The organism is Bacillus sp. 3255 (assembly GCF_031456485.1).
Classification (GTDB): Bacteria; Bacillota; Bacilli; order Paenibacillales; family NBRC-103111; genus Paenibacillus_E.
In genome coordinates this window covers 12,070-35,976 of the sequence record NZ_JAVDUS010000005.1, presented here as the reverse complement: position 1 = coordinate 35,976, position 23,907 = coordinate 12,070, and the positions used below count along the sequence as shown (strand labels likewise).

Below are 23,907 nucleotides of genomic sequence, written 5' to 3'. Positions count from 1 at the left end.
AAATAACAGACCCTAAGGTCTGTTGTCAAGTCAATCCAATCGTTTAAGTACGGCGATTTCATCGCAGCAATACTGCTTTTTGCAATGCATGCAATCTTTCCAAACCTTCTCCGGGAAAATCTCTTTCGGCACGAGGGAAAATCCATTTTTCTGGAAGAAAGCGACCTCATAGGTCAGCGCCATGACCTTCACAATGCCTTGGCTTCTCGCTTCCTCTACCAGGAAATCAACCAGCTTACCGCCGATCCCCTGCCCTTTGTAACCAGGCGTCATCCCCAGCGAGCGAATCTCGACAAGGTCCGGACCCAGCCGCGTCAGCGAACCGCAGCCAATGAGCGTGCCATCGTGCTCGGCGACAACGAAGGTGTCGATCTGCTCCTGAAGCATCTCCTTCGTACGCGGCAGCATAATCCCCTGCTTCGCGTAGCCTTGTATAATATCATAAAGCTTCTCGATATCGTCGATTGAAGCTTTTCTTACGAGAACTGTAGTTGATGAATTCAAGGTCATCCGACATCCCACCAATCGCAACAAAATGCATAAAACCCACGCTAGCGCTCTTGCGGGCTTACCGCTGAAACGCTTGTGGATTCATGAATAAATATACAACAAAGCGTATATTTGCACAAGGGATTTTTTTGCAGCTTCTTCCGTTAATTTATGATAGGAATGAAGCAAACACTTCGTTGCCCAACAAGATGCCCTGCTTCGATAAACGATAGCCTTCCGGCGTTTGCTCGAGCAGCTTCTTATGCAGCCACCCTTGCAGCGTCTCACCGAATTGCGATTCGATCGACGTACCGAACTGAGCGGCGAAATCCGCGCTGCGCACCCCTTCCAACAGGCGCAGGCCGACCATCATGAAGTCTTCCATCGCTTCCTGCCGCGTGACCTCGAATTGCTCCATGACCGGCAGACCCGCATGGGTCGCGTCGATATACGGCTGAATGCCTTTGATATTCACATGACGCTGTCCGTTCATATAACCGTGAGCTCCGGCACCAAGCCCGTAGTAGTACCGGTTGCGCCAATACATCGTATTGTGCCTGCTCTCCCGTCCCGGTTTGGCGAAATTGCTGATTTCGTACTGCTTATATCCCGCGTCTTCTAACCGCTTCATAATCAGCTCGTACATGTCCACTTCTTCGTCTTCGCTGGGCAGCGGCAGCTGATTTTTGTTATAGAGCGTATGGAACAGCGTATTCTCTTCTACTTTCAAGCTATATATCGAATAATGCTGCAAATCAAGGGACAACGCTTCATCCAATGTCGCCTGCATGATTTCGACGGTTTGCTTCGGAAGTCCGAACATCAAGTCAATCGACAAATTATCGAAGCCCAGCTTCTTCGCATTCTCAATGCTCCGGTGCACATCGTCCGTATTATGAATACGTCCGATCGCGGCCAAGAGTTCATTGTTGAAGGACTGCACGCCGAACGATATCCGGTTGACGCCGCCTTCTTTCATCACTGCCAGTTTATCCTCGTCCGTCGTTCCCGGATTGGCCTCCATTGAGAATTCAACCTCATTCGGATCCGCCGGGAAATACGTTCGAACCATGCGCAGAAACCGCTCCATTTGGTCCGGGAGCAGTACGGTCGGCGTTCCTCCGCCGACGAATATCGTCTCCACCTTGGCAGGCGGATATTGGCCTACCGTCAATTCCATCTCCCGCTCCAGCGCGTCCAAATATTCCATGACGGGCTGGCCCTTCAGCACATAGGAATTAAAATCGCAATAATGGCATTTGTTCGTGCAAAACGGGATATGAATGTACACCGCGGTCGCAGCGCCATGATTGGTTTGAGCTGTATGAGTCACTACCATATGGGTTTATTCCTTTCTGACCTATCAATGGATAAAAAGCCAAGGGACAGAATTCTCTGCCTCCCCGGCTTCTTATTCGTGTGAGCCTATTCGTCTATTTTCAGTACAGCCATGAACGCTTCTTGCGGCACCTCTACGCTGCCGACCTGCTTCATGCGCTTTTTACCTTCTTTTTGCTTGTCGAGCAATTTCCGTTTCCGGGAAATGTCGCCGCCGTAACACTTGGCAAGTACGTTCTTGCGCATCGCTTTAACGGTTTCGCGGGCTACGATCTTCTGCCCGATCGCCGCTTGAATCGGCACCTCGAACATTTGGCGAGGAATCAGATCCTTCAGCTTATCGCAAATGATTTTGCCGCGGTTGTACGCGGAATCACGGTGAACGATGAAGGATAGGGCATCGACTTGTTCGGAATTCAGCAGGATATCCATCTTCACGAGATTGGAACGCTTATACCCGGACAGCTCGTAATCGAAGGAAGCATACCCCTTCGTTCTTGACTTCAGCATGTCGAAGAAATCGTAGACGATTTCGGACAACGGAATGTCGTACGTCAATGTAACACGATTGGAATCCAAATACTCCATGTTCAAGTACTCGCCGCGCTTACCTTGGCACAGATCCATGATAGTGCCTACGAAATCGTTCGGTACAATGACGGAAGCTTTCACGTAAGGTTCTTCCACAAAATCAATACGCTGCGGATCCGGGTAATTGGACGGGTTATCGATATCCATCACATCGCCATTCGTTAAGGTGATTCTATAAATAACGCTTGGCGCCGTTGTAATGAGCGGAATGTTAAACTCACGTTCGATACGCTCCTGTATAATCTCCATATGCAGCAATCCCAAGAAGCCGCAGCGGAAACCGAAGCCTAAGGCCGTCGAGGTTTCCGGTTCGAAACGAAGCGAAGCGTCATTCAGTTCCAGCTTCTGCAAAGCTTCGCGCAGATCGTTATAATCCGTCGTCTCGATCGGGTACAGTCCGCAGAACACCATCGGGTTAATCCGGCGGTAGCCCGGCAGCGGCTCAGGCGCTTGGCGGTCCGCTTCGGTTACCGTGTCCCCGACCCTCGTATCTCCGACATTTTTGATGCCGGCCACGATAAAGCCTACATCTCCGACTTCAAGCGATGGAACGGAAGACATTCTCGGTTTGAATGCTCCTACTTCGATAACTTCGAACGTCTTGTTCGTTGCCATCATTTTGATTTTGGAGCCTGCTTTGATCGAGCCATCAACGACCCGAACATACACGATAACGCCTTTGTACGCATCGTAATGGGAATCGAAAATGAGCGCTTTAAGCGGATTGTCCGGGTTGCCCTGCGGAGCCGGCACTTTTTGACACACTTGCTCAATAATCTCTTTGATCCCGATACCGGCCTTAGCCGAAGCTAATACAGCCTCGCTGGCGTCAAGTCCGATGACGTCCTCGATCTCCTGCTTCACCTTGTCCGGATCGGCGCTTGGCAAATCGATTTTATTAATGACAGGTAATATTTCCAGATTGTTGTCCAATGCCAAGTACACGTTAGCGAGCGTTTGCGCTTCGATGCCTTGAGCCGCATCCACAACGAGCAGCGCTCCTTCGCAAGCGGCAAGGCTTCGGGATACCTCATAGGTGAAGTCGACGTGCCCAGGCGTATCGATCAAATTGAGGATATAATCAACGCCGTCGTCTGCACGGTAGTTCAGTCTTACCGCCTGCAGCTTGATCGTAATCCCGCGTTCCCGCTCCAAATCCATTTGGTCGAGGACCTGGTCCTGCATTTCCCGGGACGACAGCGCTCCCGTATATTCCAAAATGCGGTCGGCCAAAGTCGATTTGCCGTGATCAATATGAGCGATAATTGAAAAGTTTCGAATTCTTGATTGTCTTTCGCGAATGTCAGTCATGCTAACGTATTAACCCCCACAACATGCAAATAATTTTCATTATAGCAGTTGTGGAGAGTTGCAGCAATGTACGAGTCCTAACCTTTCCCTAATACCGCGTCAAATAGTGACACAAACAGCTTGATGCCGTGATGGGAAGCGATTTGCAGCAGGTCGCCGAGCTTGTTGCCGACATGATTCAAGGAATCGTCGTGATCGGCAACAGGCTCCGCCGTTTTGGCCGCATCCGGCTTCGGCGTCGCCTTGGATTTCGCAGCCGCCTCTTCTTTGCCCGGTTGCGATGAGGCCGTTCTGGCAGGCGCCGCGGCGCCGGCAGCAGACGTTGTCGTTTTGCCGGCCGGCTTCACCGATTCCTGCGGAGCTTTGGAGGCCGGTTCAGCGCCCTGGATCCGTTCCATTCCGCTGGAGGCCAGGCTGACTCCGAACAAAATGCAGAACAGCAGCAGCAATCCGAATAAGCCTACTTTAATATAAAACTGCCTCAGCTTCATGGAAAAGACCCTCCCTCGGGTTATCGTTTATGATTGCTTCGGGCTTGCCGCCGGAGCATCTACTTTCTTCGCGTTCAGGATGACTTCCGAGATCGCTTCCGCCAGCCAGTCCGTCGTGCGGTAGCACTCTTCCAAGGTGTTGTAAGGACCGCCGACTTCGATCAATATATTGTTGGGCGAAAAGTTCTGATTGTATAAGCCGTTGCCTTCGCTCGCTTCCTTCGCGTGAATCCCCTTGGAAATACCGGGATGCTTCGCTTCCAGCACTTGATGAATTTTGTTGGCGAATTCCTCATTCTTCTTCCAGTTCGGGTTTTTCCCCCCGATAATGAAATACACTTGCGCATAGTCGACGCCGTCGATCGTCGCGGTCGTCTTGTTGCGGGCCGCCGAATCGCGGTGGATATCGAAATAATACTGCAAGTCCGGATGCTGGACGGCAGCTTCCTGCAGCGTCTTCAAAGAATATTTGTAGGAGTACGGATATTCGAAATTTTTCACCGTGCTCGGATATACGGTTGTGGAATGTACGGCGCCGATGCCGTCTTTCTCCAGATTTTGCGCTAACCGTTGGCCGACGGAGATGATATTGACTTTGTCGCTGTAAGCTTTGTCCGGGTTGGTCACCCCTTTAAGCTCCGGCAGGAAGGATTCATTGCTATGCGTTTGATAGATGAAAGCGATGTTGTCGCCTGCTGTCTTTGGCGGCTGTCCCACAGGACTGACGATCGGATTCGTTGAAGCTGTTGGCGCAGGTTCGGGCGATGGCGCAGGGAGCGGATTCTTCGCCTCTGCTTGCAGATCCGTCGTCCCCGGATTGTAATCGACGGGCTCGCTCGGATTCGATGCGCTGCCTTTTACGAGGACCGTCGTTTTGTTCGTATCCATCCCCGGCACCTCGCTCGCTACCAGACTCTTGGGGTCGCTTGGGTTAATGTCTGTCAGAAACTGAAAGGCGAAGTGAAAGACGTTATGCTGGGAGAAAGTGAATTTCTTCTGGTCTTTATTCAGATGTGGCACTTCCATGCCGATCATATCGATAAAAAACTGGTTCGTGACGGAGGCGGCCAAGCTCTTCATGGAAGAAACCGGCGAGGTCGTAATCACTTTATTTTGCAAGTAACCGCCTACACCGATAAGAACGAAAATGGCTAGGGTCGCTGTGCTGAGAATAAAAAACGTTTTTCCGACGGAACTGGCGCTCTGAAACGTTTTTCGAACTTGGCTGAGATTGAGTGTGGCGGATGTCCATTTCATAGTCTGATTCCTCCTAAACTATCTTAATTCAATCTATGAATTGAGCCCCGTCGATAGAACCCGGAACGATAGTTTTTTTTGATAGAGGAGTTTGATGGGCACCCTGTCTTGTCCACATCCGCTTCTGAGCCGACGGGAGAACGGCCATAGGCTTACTTGCCGCTGACGGCGTCCCTCCCCGGAAAAGCGCAAAAAAAAGAACCCCTTGCGGGGTTCTTACGTTTCCTGGTTACATGCAGCTCCTATGATCAAGCAAGCGATTCGAAATCGAAGGTGCCTTTGGCCACAATCGTGACCCCGCTTGTTTCTTTGAGAACGGTAGGACCGGTATATAATTTAAGCAAGCTCTTATCGCTTGCCTTCTTTGCCGTCTTGGCGGTTAGCCGGTTACGAGCTTTCTTCATGTGCTTCAGCATATAGAATCCTTCCTTTCACAATGGATTTGAGTGAAGACACAAGCTTCGCATTGCGTTCCGACAACTCCATCATCACTTGATGATGATGACGCGGCGGAATATCCGCCCTTGTTTTGAAATGTATGGAGGAAACGATCGTCGGATGCAGCTTCACGCAATAAATATATTCGAACTCGCCGTCATCCTTGTCTCTGGCGCGTCCGAGAATGATGTTCGTATCCTTGCTGCGATAGCATTCGGCCAAATAACTCGCAGGATCGCTCACGTTAAAGCTGTGATTATGGCTGACTTGACCCGCGCGGCCAAACTGCCGCAGTGTCACGCCGTCGTCAAGAAGCTCGAACAGTGTGGCTGCCGTCACTTCTTGAAGCTCAATTATACCACAATTGGTATCAAATGTCTTATGGAATTTATCCAAAACCCGGTCGTAATCCACACTGGAAACGCTGAGCGAGTCCAACGCATCGAAGAGAAAGCTGCGGATCGCCTCATTTTTTTTCATATCGGATGGCTTATGCCGCTTCTTGTGAGCGGAGATGCTGCTCTTGAGCGGGTATAGATGCGGCCCTGCGAGCTCCGCAACGTCCCGGTCCGACTGCTTGTCATCGATTCTGAGCGGACTATAGCCTTCGAGAAATTCGGGCAATTCAAGATCCTTGGACAGGATCAGGAATGTTCGGCTGTGCCCCAGCTCCCCGATGCAGAGCCCAAGCAGCACCAAAAGATTTTCGTATGTCCCGGAATGCCCGCTGTCCTCCGACGTCATGATCAGAAGAGCGAAATCGGAATCTTCCAAATGCCTTTTGAGCATTTTCAATTTATGCTGGGACGCTGCCAGAACACCTTGGTTCAACACCGTCGCATCGGAAATAGAAGCTAGCTGAGATTGATAGAATTCGCCCCATAGCTGACTGGCTGCCGAGCAGCCGATGAATATTTTCGGTTTCATCGGGCTCTCAGTCCTAACTCCTTCACCATCCGCTTCACCGTATAAACAGCAGGTCCCAGTCCCGCCATGAGGCCGGAAGGATGATCCGGCTTGTACGTAAGCGGTGTCAAGCCAAGCAAGTCCGAAGCGATATGTAGGCTTTCTTTCTCCGGAATCAGAAAATACGTTCTCTCCAAGCCGATCTGCCCAATGAATAAGCCAAGCTCCAGAATGACATTATCCCGCACCGTACTGACGACCGAATCTCTTAATAGAGTCAGATCGTCTCCACGGAAGACGAAAATAGCGAAATCGCTGGATTGAGCCTGCTTGATCAGTGGAGCTAACGTCGTTTGCGAAGGAGGGAACAATAATTGACTCCAAACCGTTACGTCACAGGAAAAATGAAGGTTAGACTGCAAAGCCTCTGCTACGTCGATACTCTCGGCAGAGGACCCTATGAAAAGCTTAGCCAGCGGTGTGCTGCTCATAGAAACCACTTCCTCATCAAATGGTGATGGTCAGTTACTTCGACACTTCCCATCTTTTTCCTGCCGCACACAAAGAAAGAACTGTTCCCACTGCAGTCCGCGGTCCCAGTTCTCGTTCAAATATTAATGCGTATAGGCTGCTACATTCTCGACACTTACCGCCTCATGCAGGGCTGCGTTGAGCCCGCTGGCAATGATGTTGGCGATATCTTCAATGAACTGGTCGATTTCTTTGGGCGTAACGAGCAGATCGTGCCCAACAGGATTCAGCACTTCTTTGACCAGTTGCAAGCGTTCATCCTCGTGAATATTGTCCAATAGGCCCAGAATTTGACCTGTATTGCTCGTTTGCTCGCTGAAATGCTTATGCATCAAATCGAAGGCGTTATTCACGATCGTGGAAGCATAAACGACCGTAGGAACCCCAATGGCGACTACAGGCACGCCTAAATTCTCTTTCGTCAATCCTTTACGCTTATTGCCGATGCCCGACCCCGGATGAATGCCCGTATCGGCAATTTGAATGGTCGTATTCACGCGGTCGAGCGATCTGGAGGCAAGCGCGTCGATGGCAATGATGAAATCAGGCTTGGATTTCTCCACGATCCCCAGTACGATATCGCTGCTCTCAATGCCCGTCGTTCCCAGCACTCCCGGTGCTACCGCACTGACCGGCCGGTAGCCCGGACTGACATCATTAGGCATCAGTTCGAAGAAGTGCCGTGTCACCATCACATTGTCGACGACAAGCGGGCCGAGCGCATCCGGGGTCACATTGGAATTGCCGAGTCCGATAATCAGTGCCTTGGCATTCTTCGGAATCCCGATCTCTTGTAGAAATTGCTCGAACTCCTGTGCCAGCTTCGTCGCCACCCGATCTTGCAATTGCGAATCTTTCTCTCGAAGTGCGGGAACTTCTATCGTTATATAGTGACCGAGAAGCTTCCCTAGGGCTCTGGAGCCTTCTTCGTTCTTTACATTGATCTTGGTGACGCGTATACCGTTCTCGCGTACCGATTCCTGTTCAATCCCCGGTATCGGTTGCCCTTGATTGGCAGCTGTAGCCATATCCCGCGCATCCAGCGCAAGATCCGTATGTGTATTAAAAGAGCCTAAGTCCATAGAAGTTCCCCTTTCTCAGGTACATTGCATCTCTTATTGTGCGACGATTCGAATTCCCTTATGCAAAAGTGATGACCACTGAAAACCTATTGACAGGTCTTGCAATTTCAATTGTTGCATGGTAGAATACTTAAAGTTGTCAGCAAACATACAAATGTAACGTTGAACCGTGTTTTGTAAGTAGGAGGTGAATTTCATGCCAAACATTAAATCCGCTATTAAACGAGTAAAAGTTAGCGAAAAGCGCCGTCTTCGTAACGCTTCCCAAAAGTCCGCTCTGCGTACTGCTGTGAAAGCTTTCGAAACAGCTCTTACCCCTGAAGCTCTTGTTACTGCTTCCAAGAAACTTGACAAAGCAGCTTCTAAAGGTTTAATCCATAAAAATGCCGCTAACCGCAAGAAGTCCCGTCTGGCTAAAAAGCTGAACGCTCTTACGGCCCAAGCGTAATACAAGGACATAAAAGCAAAAGTCCAGTTCTCCTCGGAGAGCTGGACTTTTTACTATTTCCTTCTTAGGCAGCCAGCCTAAGAAGGAACATTTCTAATCCTAATACTTTGTCGATTCTGCCGGTCTTCATCTGAAAGTCAAGATCGGCGAGCTGGGACATAATGTCGCTCAGCTTCTCCGTATTGTACCTTCGGGCTTGTCCTTCGGCCACCTTCACCGCGAACGGATGCAATCCGATCTGCGAAGCCATCTGCTGTTGGGAGTATCCCTGCTTGCTCAGTTCTTTGACCTGCAGCATGATGCGGAACTGCCGCGCAATGAGCGCTGCGATCTTGATAGGCTCTTCCCGCTGCTTCAGCAGCTCCTCGAGAATGACGAAAGCCCGCTCCAGCCTCACATTCACGATGTCTTCGATCAGAATGAACACGTTCTGCTCCGCACTACGCGCTACGAGCTTATCAATCACGTCAGCCGTTGCTTCGCTGCCTGCTCCAACGAATAACGAGATCTTCTCGATCTCGGCCGATAGAGCTTGCAAATTGCCGCTTGTATACAGAATCAGCAAGTCGGACGCTTCCTGCGTGAAAGAGAAGCCCCGCTGCCGCGCTTGGGCCGCGACCCAATGCTGCAGCTCCTCCGCGCTAAGCGACAGGAAAGGCACGGCCGCTTCCATTTCTTTGAGCGCTTTGACGATTTTCTTCCGCTCATCCAATTTATCGGCGTCGACCGTAAAAACAACAACGGTATGATCGGCGGGAGACTTCAAATAATCCGTCAGCCGGTCGAGATGATGCTCGATCTTCGTGCTTTCCTTCGCTCCTGTAAAGAACAACGCATTCTTGGCGATCACGAGCTTCCTCGGCACCATGAAGGGCAGCGTCTCCGCATCCTCCAGCACCGCGGATAGCGGTGTCTCGCTTAAATCGAATTTGCTTACCGCAAATTCCCTCAGCTCCGGATCGATGAGGGAATCCGTCAGCACTTGGATAAATTCTCTCATCTTATATTTCTCGGGACCGTAGCACAAATAGACGGGTGCCTGGCGCCCTGCTTGTATATCTTTCAGTGCTCTCTTCGCATCCATAGCTGGCGTCCACTCCTCGCTATCATTTTACCAACAACAAAGGGATTACGTCAAAGCCCGAAGACCTTGAAGCAATCCCTCTGTTTGTCTATTTAAACACCGGCGAAAGGCTCTAGAAACCTTAAGCCATGTGGACGAACCCCCAAAGCATACACTACGCTTCCGTCTCTATAACATACGCAGAAGCCGCCTTGTTGGTGCGTTCTTGACACAAATTTACGGAGTTTCTTCTGTTTTGAGGTTCACATCGATGCGCATCATATGCAGCGAACCGCCGCTTTGGACCTGATAGAACAGTTTATCGTCCTTGGACCATTCCAGTAACGTAATCTGGTCTTCCGGCTGCCAGGCCTTCTTAGAGGCGAATACAAGCTCGCCTGTTGTGCTGTTGCGAATGACAACATGCTGATCCTCCACGGTCGCGCTCAAAGTGCCGGAGGCAGATTTGAGCATGTTCTCGTGAGTAGGGACCGTCAAGGAGAAAACTCCGCCGCGCTGATCCGCATCGGCGCCTTTCTTCGCGACTTGATTTCGTTCAGGCGTCCCGGCTGCGGGAGTCGGCTGCGGCGTTAACGACGGCGATGGCGTTGACGATGGCGTTGACGCGACCATGTTCTTGTTCGGCGCACCCTGACCGGAAGCCGGGCTCGTCGGCGCCGTTTCCGTATTCTTAGCCACTTTATCCGCAGGAGCGTCCTTCATACGTTCAGGCGCTGTTGTGGACGGATCGACTTGTGAGGCATCCTTGGCATCATCCGATTTGGACATCTTGATCGCGTCCGGCTTCTCCAGATTCGCATCTGTTGTAGCTTGCGGACCTGAGCTTCCCGAATCGGAATTGTGCGTCTCCTGCTTATCCGTTCCACTTGCTCCGCCTGCGCTTGCATCTGCTGCGGGAGCTTCGGTTGCTGCGGCGCCGGCATTCGGAGTTTCGGCTTTCTTCATATTACTTCCGTCTGGAAGATTGCTTCTCAGTTCGGAAGAAGCTGCGCTGCGTTCTTCCGCTTGACGCGACATCGGCAGCAAGCCATCTGCATTATCCAGTACAGGCTGCTTCATATTGAATACGAAGAAGCCAAGAATGAGACCTGCGGCCACGACGCCGCCGGCGAATTTCCAGGAGAACTGCGAGCCAAATCGGCGTGTCCAAGGGAGTTTGGTAGTCTGTCCTCGTTCATTCTGTCTCACATCCGGTGTAACGACAGCTGCCTTGTCGGTAATGGACGCCGCGGCACCACGATCTATTTCTGCTAGCTGCGGCAGGATTGCATCGACCAAACTGTATGGAGGAACAACCTTCGGTAGTTGCGTCAAATCATCGGATAATCGTTGTAATCGTTCGAACATTTCAGCACAGTCTAAACAGTACTCCAAATGAGCGTGAAGCTCATCTTCTTCTTGCGAATTCAGGTCTCCATCCAGCTGTCTTTGCATGAGTTCCATCACCTCTTGACAAATCATCCCCGAACACCTCCTTTCTGATATTCTTGGAGCAGCGATTGCAACTGCTGTCTGGCTCGAAATAAGTAAGACTTCACCGTATTAAGCGGTAAATTCAATGATTCGGCAATTTCATGATACGAAAAGTCCTGCAAATAACGGAGAACAACAACAGATCGATGGTGCTCGGGAAGCTTATCGATTGCCTCTCGAATGTCTTTGGCCAGATAGCCAGACATAATTTCATATTCAACATTGTGCTCTGCAGTAAACGTCATATCATGCTCATCAATAGAAACCGTAGGTTTCGCCTTGCGAAATTTATCGATGCAGATGTTCGTTACAATCCGCTGTACCCACGTCTTGAACTGAGCTTTTTCTTCGTATGAATTAATTTTGGTATAAATGCGCAGAAGCGCTTCCTGTGACGCATCAAGAGCATCCTGTTCATTATTCAAAATATAATAAGCGGTTCGGTAGACGTGAGACTCAATTTCTCGCAATAGGGTAATGAGTGCATCACGGTCACCGGCTTGAGCTCTTTTAACCAGTTCGGGTGCTACCACTGGGATCCCTCCCTCTTGCAATCTTACAGACGCAAGAACGTCTCATAATGTTGCAACTCTTTTAGAATAAAATAAAAAGTCAGTTCGCAACTACCAGAATAACAAATTTTGCTTCGTTAATACACCTGTTAGACGCATAAAACTCGGATTAGTTTTACTTCTCATCAAAGGATCCGTCCAACCCCTTTCCCGGTTCGGTCAAATCAACTCCATTTTAAGCCATTTTGGCCGTACGGAAAGTACTATGTTTGTGTAGTACCTTCATATCCCGAGTAATTCTGGGGAAAGTGGTAAATATTACAGAGAAGGTATCCCAAACGCGGAGGACTTTCCCATGTTCAAACAGTTATTCGGCAGAAGGCGCATGCAGGGCAGCTACAGGACAGTCTCCAGAGAGAACAGTGTGAATGCGGAAGAGAATAAAGTGCTGCATCCTGGCCTGCAGGATAATCTGTCTACCATTAAGACAATTTTGCATGAGCCGAGCGATCTTGTCGTCCGACAATTTATGGTAGGCCAAGAGTACCCTTGCGCAGTTGTCTTTATCGATGGCCTGGTGGATACCACACTTGTCAATGAACAGCTCATACATCCGATGCTTCATTCTTTCGACCAGTTGGTCAGTTCGCCGCAGGACCTGCTGAATACGCTAATCGAACAGGTATTAACAGCCTACGAGATGGAAACCGGAGAACTCCTGGATGACGCATTGTTAGCCCTGCTGTCGGGAAATACGCTGATTTTATTGGATCATATCTCGCAGTACATCGTCATCTCCACATCCGGCTGGAAAACGAGAGCGATTGAAGAACCGCAGACGGAATCCATCATCCGGGGGCCGCGGATGGGATTTACAGAAGACTTGCGGATGAATACAGCGATGATCCGAAGAAGAATCAAAGAAACGAATCTCGTCTTCGATACTTTTCAAATAGGACGCAGAGCGAAGAGGAAAGTGATCCTAACGTACGTTGCGGATATCGTCCATCCGGACTTGATCAAAGAAGTTACGAGACGCATCCAGAGTGTCGATATGGACGATATCGAAGGGTCCGGCTTCTTGGAACAGTGGATTACGGACAGCTTCCTCAGCCCCTTCCCCGTCATTCTGAATACGGAGCGGCCGGATAAAGTGTCGGGAGCGCTGCTCCAAGGCCGCGTTGCCATACTCGTTGACGGTGATCCGTTTGCACTCATATTGCCGATTACTTTCTCTTCCAGCTTGCAGTCGCCTGAGGATTATTATCAAAACTGGCTCATTTCCACGCTGACAAGGGTACTTCGCTTGATCTCGGCATTCATCGCCACGTTCCTGCCAGCACTCTATATTGCGCTGCTGGAGTTTCACCACGGCATGATACCATCCAAGCTCGCTTTCTCCATCGCCGGTGCAAGGGAAGGCGTCCCTTTCCCCGCGGTCATCGAAGCCTTCGTCATGGAATTTACGCTTGAGCTGCTAAGGGAGGCGGGGCTTCGACTTCCGAAGCCGATCGGGCAGACGATCGGCATCGTAGGAGGTCTCGTTATCGGAGAATCCGCGGTTGCCGCGGGGATGGTAAGTCCCGTTATGGTTATCGTCGTTGCCGTTACCGCGATAGCTTCCTTCTCTTTGCCTTCGTATTCGTTCGCCATTTCCTTACGCGTCATGCGCTTTGGCATCATGTTGATCGCCTCATTCTTGGGGCTATACGGCATTATCCTAGCCTACATCATGATCAACATCCATATTGTAAACCTGAAAAGCTTCGGAATCCCGTATTCCACGCCCTTTGCACCAATGTTCATCGGAGATTGGAAAGATCTCGTGCTGCGGGCTCCGCTGCATTTCATGAAGAAACGGCCGAAGATGCTTCAAACCAATAATGAGGACAGAATGAAAGTTGGGAGGAAAGACGAATGAAGTCATTTGAGTACGGGGATAAAGAAATAAGCGTTCTAGACATAGCCATCACCGTGTCCTCAATGATTATCGGTGTCGGCATCCTCATGCTGCCCCGGGAGCTGGCCAATACGGTGCACGGTTCTGATGGCTGGATATCCATGCTTGCCGCTGGCTTATTAGCTATAAGCGTAGGTTGGGCTTTAGCCAAAATCGCTACGCATTTCTCTAAGCAAGGCTATTATGCCTACGCATCCGCAGCTGTGACGAAGCCGATCGCTTTCATCGCCGTACTCGGGCTTTCTCTCTACTTTCTCTCCTTTTGCGCTTATGAAGCGAGGGCGATTGCGAATATCGCCAAGCAATATTTATTTGAAACGACTCCGGTTGAAGTCATTGCTTTCGGGTTCTTAATGGTGAACGTCTACGCGGTTTCGGGAAGCCGGGTCGGTTTGATTCGTTTGAACATTTTGTTCATCCCGATCGTCTTGTTCGTCACGATTATCGTTTTATTGTTTAGCTTAAGCATGGTGGACGCCAAAGAATTGAAGCCTTACATTACAACGGATTGGAAATCGCTGGCATCAGCTATGAAAACGACGGCGTTCTCACTTCTCGGCTTTGAGGTCGTCCTCTTCTATATCACGATGATGAATAAGCCTAAGGGCGCTCCGAAGGCTGTCGTCATCGGTATATCTTTACCGATCATCCTGTATACCGCTATTTATCTGGTATGTGTCGGGGTATTCACGCAAATGGCCTTGCCTGAGATCACTTATCCGGCCGTGGAGCTTGCGAAGGAAATGCAGGTCCCGGGCGAATTTTTCGAACGCTTCGAGTCCATTTTTTTTACCATTTGGATCATGGCTGTATTTACAACGACCGTCATGGCTTACGACTGCGCGATCTACGGCCTTAAGTCCTTATTCGCAAAGCCCAAACATCAAACATGGGTATTCATGCTCAGTCCCATCATCTATTTGTTGTGTATGTATCCGAAGAACTTGTCCGATTTCGGCCGAATTAGCACGTTCATCAGCTACACCGGTTTTGTCATTAGTATTTTAACTCCGATCTCTATTCATCTGGTGGCCAAGCTTCGGGGAGTGAAGAGTGATGCTGCCTAGACAACTAGCAAGTACCCTAATCTTGTGCTGTACGCTGACATTATTGACAGGCTGTTGGGACCGGGTGGAGATCGACCAACGCGGCTTCGTTGTCGGAGTCGGCGTGGATAGTCCGGGAGATGGTTCCAAAGATCTGTTCGAAGGCACCTATCAAATCATCGTTCCCGGCGGACTGAAGATGAATGCGGGCAGCAGCGGCGGCCAGAGCAACAATACGAATTCTCATGCGGGTCAAGCTTTTTTCAACATGTCGACGACAGAGAATTCCATGCCGGCAATAGCTTCAAAGATAGCCGCCAGAACGAGCCGCTCCCCCTATTTCGAGCACCTGAAGATGATTATTATTTCGAACGAGATCGCCAAAGTCAAGGGCAACCTCTCCAATATTCTCGATTTCTATCTCCGGAATAGCGAAATGCGCAGAGGTGTGCAAATATTGATTGCGGATGGCAAAGCCTCCGATATGTTGAACATACATCCAAATAATGAATCAACATCAGTCAGTTATATCTCATCCATCGCCAAAAATAACCAAAAAACCAACTACATGCTGCCGCAATCCAGGATTGGAGACGTTCACGAATTTTTAGTCAAAAAAGAGAGCTTTGTTATACAAATGATTAAGAGAGATAACGGGGGTGTTACTCTGAATGGAAGCGCCTTATTTGATGGGAACACCAAGCAGTTCATCGGCTTTTTGAGCGGTGTTGAAACACAAGGTCTTAATTTCGTCACCAATCGGATCAAGGGCGGCATTGTCGAAGCCAAAATGAATGAGCAACCGATCGCCTTCAAGGTCGAACGTTCGAACAGGAAGCTGTATGTGCAGCCAGCGAATAACGGAATCCTCCATTTCACCATAAAAATTATTGTGGAGGGCACACTGGAAAAATCGGTTGCAAATATCGATCCTTCCGATGGAAAAACCATCGAAACGCTAGAAAGCGAACTCCAGGACACCCTTACGACAACTACAACGAAAGTCATCAAAAAACTGCAGCATACGTATAAGAAAGATGCGATGGGACTAGGTTCCTATCTGTTTCAAAACCATTATAAAATGTGGAAACCGATTGCCGACAACTGGGAATCCGGGGCTCATTTATTTAGCGAAGCGGACATCGACGTGCAATTTAAAGTCATCATTCGCCGGGTCGGCAATATTTTCGAAACGACAAGGGAGTAATCGATATGTGGTCATCGTTCCAAGGCTACTTGCCGCCGGGGCTTGTCATACTGTGCACCATTCTTTCTTTCATCGTGCCTTTGGGCACTTACCTGATCAATCGGCTTCTGCACAAAAATGGAGATCCGCCGTGGAAACAGCAAAACGAGACCGAGCAGGAACACAACAAGTCTCCGCAGAACCAACCGTGAAGGACTCAGGCTGCGCAGACTTTGCGATGACGGTCTCCCGATTATGGGGAAGCTGCCAGTTGTTGACGCGTGAAAATGCCCTCTTCGCGCACTTCCAGCTGAATCTCCCCCCTATCGGCCGTTCCCAGCACATGTGCGCCGCTCAGCCTTAACCGCTCGATGACCTCAGGTGCCGGGTGACCATAAACGTTCCCAACACCTGCCGAGATGACGGCAGTTACAGGCTTCCAGTAATCCAGCCACTCTTGTGACGATGAATGCTTGCTGCCATGGTGGGCTACCTTCAGGACATCAATTCGCGGTTGCTCCCCGTCCGCTATGGGTTCCTCGTTCAAACGGTCGATTATTGCCTGCTCCGTCGCCTTGCCGATATCTCCGGTGAAAAGCATCCGGCTGCCCAGCATTTCCAGATAGATCACAACTGAGTATTCGTTCTGCTCTTTGACCATCTCCGCGATATCGGCAGTGTCCCGAAACGGATACAGCACGCGCAGCCTGGTTGACTTGTCCAGCTCAATCCAATCGCTTTGCCGCGCGGCAAGCAGGGGAACACCCTTGCCGTCCAGCGTGCGAAACAGCTTATCCATTCCATTTCTTGGGGTATACGTCCCGTTGAACAGAAACTGCCGTAGGGGGATTTGTTCGGCTACCGCCTGCAGCCCGCCGCTATGATCGCCATCCGCGTGTGAGAGAACGAGCAAATCCAGCTTGTGGATCCCGCGTTTCTTCAGCAGCGGCACGAGCAGCTTCCTGCCTACCTCGTAAGGATCCTGCCTGTCTTTCCAACCTTCGCTCGCTTGGCGAAATCGAAGCGTTCCTCCTCCGTCAATAAGCAGCTGCTTTCCGTAGGGGGTCCGTATTAGGATGGCATCCCCTTGCCCGACATCAATGAATTGAACCAGTCCGCTTCGTTCGAACCGTTCCGGCGAATAGCCGATCCACAGATGCACGATGAAGACGGCTGCAGCACAGCCAAGTCCGGCTTGCAGGTGCGTTTTTTTAAGCGCCAGCCTGTGATCCAATATAATCGGCGGTTCATCGGTATGTTGTTGCAGGTAAAGATGACAGATGACGAACAGGCCGACGACCAACATGTAATAGACCGCCAGCCAAGCCAGGCTCGGCGACGGCCAAATCTGTTTGAACATGGCAAACTGCTGCAGCCCGTCCGTCAACCGGAAGACCGCATCGTTCAAGCCTGCAAGGAGAGCGCCGATAAGCTTGCCGGCCGGCAACCAGATTAACCCTGCAGCGACTGCCGCGAGTCCGGCCGGAAACACCACAAGGGAGATCACAGGAACAAGAAGCATATTGGCTAGCCAAGAAAGCAAGGAGAACTGATTGAAATAGTAGATGGTGACAGGAAACGAAACGAGTTGGGAGACGAATGTGATCGATATCATATTCCTTAACATATTGGAGGAGATGAGGCGTTCGATCAGCGCATTCGCACGCGGAACGCCAACAATTAAACCGAGCGTAACCAGGAAAGATAGCTGAAAGCTAACATCCAGCACATAGTAGGGATTCCAGAGCAGCATGATCCAGCCGACAATGGCTATCGTATGCAGCACATCCTTGGTCCAGCCTTTCTTGGCGGCATACAGAGCGATCATCGCCATCCCCCCTGCCCGTACAATGGACGGGGAAGCTCCTGTCAGTCCGATATAAAAGGGCAGCAGCCACAAACAGACCAGCATGGACGTTTCCTTCGTCAGCTTGAACCGCCGCAGCCCCCACATGCAAACGCCTATAAAGACGGCTACATTCAGCCCCGATATGGCTAATAAATGAGTCAGTCCCAGCTCGGAGAATTGCTGGAAGCGTGCAGGATCGAGATCGTCCGTCAGCCCGATCAGCATGCTCTTCATATACCCCGCCTGCGGCGCGGGGAAGATAAGGTCCATGCGCCTGCTGAGATAGCCGCGCAGCTCGTCGTTCCAGCGCAGCAGCTGAACGACGCCGAAGCGCGCAGCCGCAGGCTGCACTTGCGCCTGATCCACCCCATTGGCTGCGAGCAGCCAATGGGTGTGGTGAAGGCGCAAATACCGGCGGTAGTCGAAGCCGCCGAAGTTGCGCGCCGGGGACGGGCTCCGCAGCGTCCCCGCAAGCGTAATGGCGTCCCCGCGGCGCCAGCCGGACGCCACCCCCTGCTGCGCCTGTGCTAGCAGCCGCAGCGAAACCTGCACGCGTTCCCCGCCGAGCGGGAAAGCGCGTTCGTCCGGGAAGCGGATGCTGTCCGCTTCCACGGCAAAGCTGGCCCTGTCGCCGTCGACGGTGACAGGGGTGGCGATGCGGCCGAGGACCTGCGCTTCGCGGCCGTCGGCGGTGCCCTGCCGCTGCGTAGGCGGCAGGGCAGAGACGTTGCGCTGGTCGGTCCATTCGAAGTAGCCGCAGGCGGCTCCGACCAGCACGAGGGTGCTCAGCAGCTGTCTGCCGGGCAGCCGAAGCAGGTGCACGGCGGCGAGCGCGGCAAGCAGCAGCGCGCTCGTAGACAAGCCGAGAGGCAGCTCCGTATACAGCGCCAGCACATAACCGGTTATCCACAGACAGCCTCCTAGAACAACTGGGCGTTTCATCTTAACAGATCTCCTTTCATCGCGACGTCGTGATCCACCAATTTCCATATCAATCCAGCCAACACCAAAAAACCTCTTTCCTGCAAAGCCCTGGTCATCATAGGGCTGTTGCCGGAAAGAGGTTCTTCCTCTTAGGCTTAGCTTATCGCTCTAATTCACTACATCGGATACGGTGCCGGGCGGAGGTTCATAACCGTCCATTCGGCGAAAAACGATACCTCTGGCAGCCATCAGCTGGCTCACCTTCTCATGGTCCTTCGGATATCCCCGGTGGAACACGATCTCCGTCACACCGCTGTTCGCCAGCATGTTGGCACAGGTCCAGCAAGGCTGATCCGTCACATAGACGGTCGAACCCTCGCGGTCTTCTCTGTCCGTAAACAGCAGCAAATTCTGCTCGGCATGGATCGTACGTATGCAGCGCTGCTTCCGCACGACTTCTTCGACATCCGCTACCACTTTCAGCTCAATCTCTTCGACAAGCATGCAGCCTGCTTCCGTACAATCGGGCACTCCCATAGGCGCACCGTTATAGGCCGTGCCGAGCAGCTTCTTGCCCTGCACCAGCACCGCCCCTACATGACGCCGGTTGCATCTGGAGCGTGTGGATGCCATATAGGCTATGTCCAGGAAATAAGTATCCCAGTCTTTCCGGTTGCTCATGGCACCGATACCTCCATTCTATTCCTTTTTTCATTTCTAGTATTCTCTCATACTTCTTGCCAAAATAAAAGAAACGACTAGGTGGAAGGGACGAAAACATGTTCTTTCAGCTTCTCCAGCAGCTTCTCTCCGATCCCTTTCACCTCGATCAGCTCTTCGATCCGGGTGAACTTGCCTTTTTTCACCCGATAGTCCATTATCGCTCTCGCTTTGCTGTCTCCGATCCCCGGCAGCTCATTCAATTGCTGGAGCGTAGCCGCATTCAAATCTAAGAGGCCGTTCCCCGTCGTCTCAGCCGGACTTTCCTCCAAATCGCCGGATGGGGATGCTTCCATGTTGGGCTTGGCTTCCCGGCTCTCCCATTCCGTTGACTTCCGGACTGAAGTTTGCGTCTCCTTCGGCGTTGACTCTCCCTTTTCATCCGGCGCTTCCGGTACATCCGGACGCATGGTGTCATCGGATCTTTGAGCAATAACCTCTAAGATTTGCTCATTGATAGGCGCGAATTCCGTCTTTAGCGATGACCTGCTTCCCTGCACATAAGGCCAAACAACAAAACCAACAAAAAAAAAGCCTGCCGCCATCACGATCCATTTACGATAACGAAGAAAAGTCACGTTAACCTCCTATATGAAATTTAATAATGCAAGGTGAAATAACTCTCTAGACATAATGCCCGAGAAAGGCACATATACATGAAAAAGCATCCGAATGGCGTCCAAAACTGACCCCGTGCTAAAAATATGAACGAAAGTGATTGATTTTTTCGGGAGGGATTACTAGATGAAAGCAGGGTTCATCGGTACTGGGAGTATGGGAAGTATACTGATTGAAGCATTCATTCATTCTGGGGCTTTCAATCCGGAGCAAATTATTGCGGGAAATCGCACGATTCGTAAAGCTGAGCTTCTTGCGGAGACGTATCCTGGGCTTCGAGTTGCCCAATCGAATAGAGAAGTTGTCATAGGGAGTGACATTATATTCCTGTGTGTGAAGCCGTCGGAGTTCAAAAAGGTTATCGATGAAATTAAAAAGGACGTGCTTCCCTCTCAATACATCATATCCATCACAAGTCCAGTATTGATCAAACAATTGGAAAACCTTTTGCCGGCCAAAATCAGTAAAATCATTCCAAGTATTACGAACTATGTATTAAGCGGCGCCACATTGATCATTCATGGCAACCGGATGCAGCCTGAGGATAAAGAATGGTTGGAAAATCTGTTCGCGCACATTTCCTCGCCGATTCGGGTATCGGAAAATTACACACGTATTTCTTCCGACCTGTCCAGCTGCGGACCTGCCTTCCTCGCGCATTTCATTCAATCATTTGTGGACGCTGCTGTTGAAGTTACGGGGATTTCCGCTGAGGATGCCACGATGCTTGCCAGCGAGATGACGCTTGGAACAGGCAAACTTTTGACGACCGGGGGCTTTAACCCGCTCACTTTACAGAAACGCGTTTCCGTTCCCGGAGGTATTACTTCCGAGGGCTTGCGTATTCTGGACGAAGAGCTCTCTAATGTGTTCACACGAGTCATCCGTGCTACCCACGCCAAATATCAAGAAGACCTTGAGAAGACTGAGCAGCAATTAACGATATAGCAGCAGTCTTCTCAATAGCTTCTTCTCTAACTAACCGACAACGATATTAACAAGCTTTCCTTTGACAACAATCAATTTGCGAACGGCCTTTCCGGCGGTCGCTTCTTTGACTTTGTCCAGACCGAAGGCAATTTGTTCCATCGCCGCTTCGTCTGTATCTTTGGAGATCATCGTACGCTCCACGATCTTACCGTTCACTTGCACAACGATCTCGATCTCATTATCGACCGTCCATGCTTCATCATAAGCCGGCCATGGCTCGTAAGTGATGGATGTCGTGCCGCCCAGCTTCTCCCAAAGCTCCTCCGCCAAGTGCGGGGCAAGCGGCGAAAGCATTTGAACGAAGTTTTTCATCGCTTCCAGCGGCAAGCGGTCGGTTTTGTACGCCTCATTGACGAAAATCATCATTTGGCTGATCGCCGTATTGAAGCGAAGCGCCTCGAAATCCTCGGTAATCTTTTTGATGGAACGATGCCACGTGCGTTTGAACGTATCGCTGCCAAGCGTTTCGTCAGCGCTGATTTTGGACTGCAGCTTGCCGTTCTCGTCTACGAACAATCGCCAAACACGGTTCAAGTAACGGTAAATGCCGTCTACGCCGGTCGTGTTCCACGGTTTTGTCGCCTCCAGAGGTCCCATGAACATTTCGTACATGCGCAGCGTATCGGCCCCCTGATCGTTCACAATATCATCCGGGTTGACGACGTTACCGCGGGATTTACTCATTTTCTCCATGTTCTCCCCGAGAATCATCCCTTGGTTCACAAGCTTATGGAACGGTTCCTTGGTGTGGACGAAACCGAGATCATACAGCACCTTATGCCAGAAACGCGCATACAGCAGGTGAAGAACCGCATGCTCCGCGCCGCCGATATACAGATCGACAGGCAGCCATTTCTTCTGCAGCTCCGGCGAGCAGAACTCCTGGTCGTTGCGCGGATCGATGAAGCGCAGGTAATACCAGCAGCTGCCTGCCCATTGCGGCATCGTATTCGTCTCGCGGCGGGCTTTCATGCCGGTTTCCGGATCGATGGTATTCACCCATTCGGCAACGTTCGCCAGCGGCGATTCCCCGGTGCCTGACGGCTTGATCTCATCGACCTGCGGCAGCAGAAGCGGAAGCTGGTCGACAGGGACAGGCTTCATCGTACCGTCTTCCAGATGAAGAATCGGAATCGGTTCGCCCCAATATCTTTGACGGCTGAACAGCCAATCTCTCAAGCGGTACGTCACTTTGCCGCGGCCTTTTCCGTTCTCTTCCAACCATGCGATCATCTGCTTGATCGCCTGCTCGTTGTTCAGGCCGTCAATCGGTCCGGAATTCACGTGAGGGCCGTCGCCGGCATACGCTTCCTTCTCCACATCTCCACCCTTAACGACTTCGATAATCGGCAGATCGAACTGCTTCGCGAACTCCCAGTCACGCTGGTCGTGTCCCGGAACCGCCATAATCGCTCCGGTTCCATAACCGCCAAGCACGTAGTCGGCGATCCAGATCGGCACTTTGCCGCCGTTCACCGGGTTAATCGCATAAGCGCCCGTGAATACGCCGGTTTTGTCCTTCGCCAGATCCGTACGCTCCAGATCGCTCTTGCGGGATGCTTTCTCCTGGTACTCCTTCACTGCAGCTTCCTGGTCACCTGTCGTAATTTGCGCGACAAGCTCATGCTCAGGCGCAAGCACGCAGTAAGTCGCTCCGAATAAAGTGTCCGGGCGCGTCGTGAACACGGTCAGACTCCGCTCCGCATGTCCTTCGATCGCGAATTGTACTTCCGCCCCCGTGGATTTGCCGATCCAATTGCGCTGCATATCCTTGATGCTCTCCGACCAGTCAAGCTCTTCCAGATCTTCCAGCAGCCGCTCGGCGTACTCGGTAATTTTCAAAATCCATTGACGCATCGGTTTGCGGATAACCGGATGACCTCCGCGCTCGCTCAAGCCGTCGATCACTTCTTCATTGGCAAGCACGGTACCCAGCGCCGGGCACCAGTTGACCGGCACTTCGTCGACATAAGCGAGCCCTTTGTTGTACAGCTGGATGAAGATCCACTGCGTCCATTTGTAGTACTCCGGATCCGTTGTGGAAATCTCGCGGTCCCAATCATAGGAGAAGCCCAGCGATTTGATTTGGCGGCGGAACGTATCGATATTCTTCTTCGTGAAATCGCGCGGGTCATTGCCTGTGTCCAGCGCGTATTGCTCGGCCGGAAGACCGAAGGCGTCCCACCCCATCGGGTGAAGCACGTTATAGCCTCTCATCCGTTTGAAACGGGAGACGATATCTGTAGCCGTGTAGCCCTCCGGATGTCCGACGTGCAGGCCGGCTCCAGACGGATATGGAAACATATCGAGGGCATAAAATTTCGGCAGCTCCGAATTATCCAGCACCTTAAATGTTTTGTTCGCATCCCAATAGGCTTGCCATTTCGGCTCAATCGCTTGCGGATTGTAGCCTTGTACTTCCCTTGCTTCTTTGGTTTCCTGTGTCATGTTCAACTTCCTCCCTGTGTACGGCGCTACAAGCGCCAAAAAACCTCTCATCGCTAGCGGATATCGCTAGGGACGAGAGGTTAGATTCCCGTGGTACCACCCTAGTTAACACCAGGCATACTTTGCCCGTGTTCACTCTGCCCCTTAACGCGGGTGAAACGATCCGGCTAGCGCCATCAACCTTCATAGCGGTTCACCTTCTAGCTCCAAGGCGA

The 23,907-nt window shown here is 51.2% G+C and carries 22 protein-coding genes and 1 other annotated feature (1 of these 23 only partly in view); of the genes, 6 read left to right on the top strand and 16 right to left on the bottom strand.

Going from position 1 to position 23,907, the window contains the following annotated elements; translation table 11 throughout:
- Positions 1-30 precede the first annotated feature (30 nt).
- The 9 genes from J2X61_RS08910 to gpr form a co-directional block, all read right to left on the bottom strand.
- On the bottom strand, positions 31-510 hold the full coding sequence (locus J2X61_RS08910; RefSeq protein ID WP_379239857.1) for an N-acetyltransferase: 480 nt from the start codon (positions 508-510) through the stop codon (positions 31-33).
- A gap of 148 nt (positions 511-658) precedes the next feature.
- Positions 659-1,828 (bottom strand): radical SAM family heme chaperone HemW, encoded by a 1,170-nt coding sequence (gene hemW, locus J2X61_RS08905; RefSeq protein ID WP_274469423.1) that lies wholly within the window; start codon positions 1,826-1,828, stop codon positions 659-661.
- Positions 1,829-1,914: 86 nt separating this feature from the next.
- Positions 1,915-3,729: a translation elongation factor 4 gene (lepA, locus tag J2X61_RS08900; RefSeq protein WP_274469424.1), complete on the bottom strand. Its 1,815-nt coding sequence runs from the start codon at positions 3,727-3,729 to the stop codon at positions 1,915-1,917.
- 77 nt (positions 3,730-3,806) lie between these two features.
- Positions 3,807-4,220, bottom strand: coding sequence for a DUF3679 domain-containing protein (locus J2X61_RS08895; protein WP_274469425.1), 414 nt, complete (start codon positions 4,218-4,220; stop codon positions 3,807-3,809).
- Between the two features lie 27 nt (positions 4,221-4,247).
- Complete coding sequence (spoIIP, locus tag J2X61_RS08890; protein WP_274469427.1) at positions 4,248-5,477, bottom strand: stage II sporulation protein P; 1,230 nt, start codon at positions 5,475-5,477, stop codon at positions 4,248-4,250.
- 248 nt (positions 5,478-5,725) lie between these two features.
- Complete coding sequence (locus tag J2X61_RS08885; RefSeq protein WP_310187447.1) at positions 5,726-5,881, bottom strand: hypothetical protein; 156 nt, start codon at positions 5,879-5,881, stop codon at positions 5,726-5,728.
- Positions 5,865-6,842, bottom strand: coding sequence for a TIR domain-containing protein (locus tag J2X61_RS08880; protein ID WP_274469429.1), 978 nt, complete (start codon positions 6,840-6,842; stop codon positions 5,865-5,867). The genes J2X61_RS08885 and J2X61_RS08880 overlap by 17 nt, the downstream gene beginning before the upstream one ends.
- Positions 6,839-7,312, bottom strand: coding sequence for a nucleotide-binding protein (locus J2X61_RS08875; protein ID WP_274469430.1), 474 nt, complete (start codon positions 7,310-7,312; stop codon positions 6,839-6,841). The genes J2X61_RS08880 and J2X61_RS08875 overlap by 4 nt, the downstream gene beginning before the upstream one ends.
- 123 nt (positions 7,313-7,435) lie before the next feature.
- Positions 7,436-8,434, bottom strand: a complete 999-nt coding sequence (gene gpr, locus J2X61_RS08870) for a GPR endopeptidase (RefSeq protein ID WP_274469431.1) — start codon at positions 8,432-8,434, stop codon at positions 7,436-7,438.
- A 196-nt stretch (positions 8,435-8,630) separates the two neighbouring features.
- Between gpr and rpsT the strand changes: the two genes are divergently transcribed.
- Positions 8,631-8,882 carry a 30S ribosomal protein S20 gene (gene rpsT, locus J2X61_RS08865; RefSeq protein ID WP_274469432.1) on the top strand — a complete coding sequence of 84 codons (252 nt, stop codon included), beginning with the start codon at positions 8,631-8,633 and terminating at the stop codon, positions 8,880-8,882.
- A gap of 64 nt (positions 8,883-8,946) precedes the next feature.
- Here the strand turns inward: rpsT and holA are convergent, their stop codons facing one another.
- The 3 genes from holA to J2X61_RS08850 form a co-directional block, all read right to left on the bottom strand.
- Entirely contained in the window at positions 8,947-9,966 is a 1,020-nt protein-coding gene (gene holA / locus J2X61_RS08860; protein WP_274469433.1) for a DNA polymerase III subunit delta, read from the bottom strand.
- Positions 9,967-10,182: 216 nt separating this feature from the next.
- The gene (locus J2X61_RS08855) at positions 10,183-11,427 is read right to left on the bottom strand and encodes an anti-sigma factor family protein (RefSeq protein ID WP_310187446.1); all 1,245 of its coding nucleotides are present in this window, start codon (positions 11,425-11,427) and stop codon (positions 10,183-10,185) included.
- Positions 11,424-11,972 (bottom strand): RNA polymerase sigma factor, encoded by a 549-nt coding sequence (locus J2X61_RS08850; protein WP_274469435.1) that lies wholly within the window; start codon positions 11,970-11,972, stop codon positions 11,424-11,426. The genes J2X61_RS08855 and J2X61_RS08850 overlap by 4 nt, the downstream gene beginning before the upstream one ends.
- Positions 11,973-12,306: 334 nt before the next feature.
- Between J2X61_RS08850 and J2X61_RS08845 the strand changes: the two genes are divergently transcribed.
- From J2X61_RS08845 to J2X61_RS08830, 4 genes are read left to right on the top strand one after another with little or no spacing between them, the layout of a single operon-like run.
- Positions 12,307-13,872: a spore germination protein gene (locus tag J2X61_RS08845; RefSeq protein ID WP_274469437.1), complete on the top strand. Its 1,566-nt coding sequence runs from the start codon at positions 12,307-12,309 to the stop codon at positions 13,870-13,872.
- A complete protein-coding gene (locus J2X61_RS08840; RefSeq protein WP_274469438.1) occupies positions 13,869-14,978 on the top strand; it encodes a GerAB/ArcD/ProY family transporter in 1,110 nt (369 codons plus the stop codon). The genes J2X61_RS08845 and J2X61_RS08840 overlap by 4 nt, the downstream gene beginning before the upstream one ends.
- Positions 14,968-16,164, top strand: coding sequence for a Ger(x)C family spore germination protein (locus tag J2X61_RS08835; protein WP_274469439.1), 1,197 nt, complete (start codon positions 14,968-14,970; stop codon positions 16,162-16,164). Before J2X61_RS08840 ends, J2X61_RS08835 begins: the two co-directional genes overlap by 11 nt.
- Before the next feature lie 5 nt (positions 16,165-16,169).
- Entirely contained in the window at positions 16,170-16,355 is a 186-nt protein-coding gene (locus tag J2X61_RS08830) for a hypothetical protein (RefSeq protein ID WP_274469440.1), read from the top strand.
- Positions 16,356-16,396: 41 nt separating this feature from the next.
- On the opposite strand, the gene J2X61_RS08825 is transcribed toward J2X61_RS08830, so the two are convergent.
- The 3 genes from J2X61_RS08825 to J2X61_RS08815 form a co-directional block, all read right to left on the bottom strand.
- A complete protein-coding gene (locus J2X61_RS08825) occupies positions 16,397-18,934 on the bottom strand; it encodes a DNA internalization-related competence protein ComEC/Rec2 (RefSeq protein WP_310187441.1) in 2,538 nt (845 codons plus the stop codon).
- Positions 18,935-19,084: 150 nt separating this feature from the next.
- Positions 19,085-19,597 carry a deoxycytidylate deaminase gene (locus J2X61_RS08820; protein WP_274469442.1) on the bottom strand — a complete coding sequence of 171 codons (513 nt, stop codon included), beginning with the start codon at positions 19,595-19,597 and terminating at the stop codon, positions 19,085-19,087.
- A gap of 77 nt (positions 19,598-19,674) precedes the next feature.
- Entirely contained in the window at positions 19,675-20,214 is a 540-nt protein-coding gene (locus J2X61_RS08815; RefSeq protein ID WP_274469443.1) for a ComEA family DNA-binding protein, read from the bottom strand.
- Between the two features lie 166 nt (positions 20,215-20,380).
- Between J2X61_RS08815 and comER the strand changes: the two genes are divergently transcribed.
- Positions 20,381-21,202 (top strand): late competence protein ComER, encoded by an 822-nt coding sequence (comER, locus tag J2X61_RS08810; RefSeq protein WP_310187439.1) that lies wholly within the window; start codon positions 20,381-20,383, stop codon positions 21,200-21,202.
- Between the two features lie 30 nt (positions 21,203-21,232).
- Here the strand turns inward: comER and leuS are convergent, their stop codons facing one another.
- The gene (leuS, locus tag J2X61_RS08805) at positions 21,233-23,692 is read right to left on the bottom strand and encodes a leucine--tRNA ligase (protein ID WP_274469445.1); all 2,460 of its coding nucleotides are present in this window, start codon (positions 23,690-23,692) and stop codon (positions 21,233-21,235) included.
- Between the two features lie 65 nt (positions 23,693-23,757).
- Positions 23,758-23,907: a binding site (T-box leader), on the bottom strand; it runs 89 nt beyond the window's last position.